General features: G+C 73.8%; 1 protein-coding gene. It reads left to right on the top strand.

Annotated elements, in window-relative coordinates; genetic code table 11:
• A partial coding sequence (locus ACFQBR_RS33640) for a sensor histidine kinase (protein ID WP_344187310.1) occupies nucleotides 1–504 on the top strand: 504 nt, incomplete at both ends.

Below are 504 nucleotides of genomic sequence, written 5' to 3'. Positions count from 1 at the left end.
CGGGAGCGGATGCGCTTCGCCAGCGACCTGCACGACATCCAGGGCCACACGCTGCACGTGGTCAAGCTCAAGACCGCGCTGGCCCGCCGGCTGGTGCGCACCGACACCGACCGCGCGGAGGAGGAGCTCGGCGAGATCCACGCCCTGGTCGGCGACACCATCGCCCAGACCAAGGCGCTCGCCCACGCGCAGCGGCGGCTCAACCTGTCGGCGGAGCTGGAGAACGCCAAGAACCTCTTCGAGGCCGCCGGCATCCGCGTCCAGGTGCGCCGCGAGGGCCAGGTCGAGGCCCGCGCGGGCGAGATGCTCGGCCAGGTCCTGCGGGAGACGACCACCAACATCCTGCGGCACGCCCAGGCCGGGCAGGTGTGGATCACCCTCTCCGGGACCGGCATCTCCATCGTCAACGACGGCGCGCAGGAGGGCCCGCCCACCGGGCTCGGCGGGCTCGCCACCCTGCGCGAGCGCGTGGCCGGCGAGGGCGGCGAACTCACGGTGGAGCGC

Origin of the sequence: Nocardiopsis tropica, from assembly GCF_042660575.1 — a bacterium.
Lineage (GTDB): Bacteria > Actinomycetota > Actinomycetes > Streptosporangiales > Streptosporangiaceae > Nocardiopsis > Nocardiopsis tropica.
The sequence above is the reverse complement of the archived record's forward strand: the minus strand, read 5'-3'. Positions and strand labels throughout refer to the sequence as shown.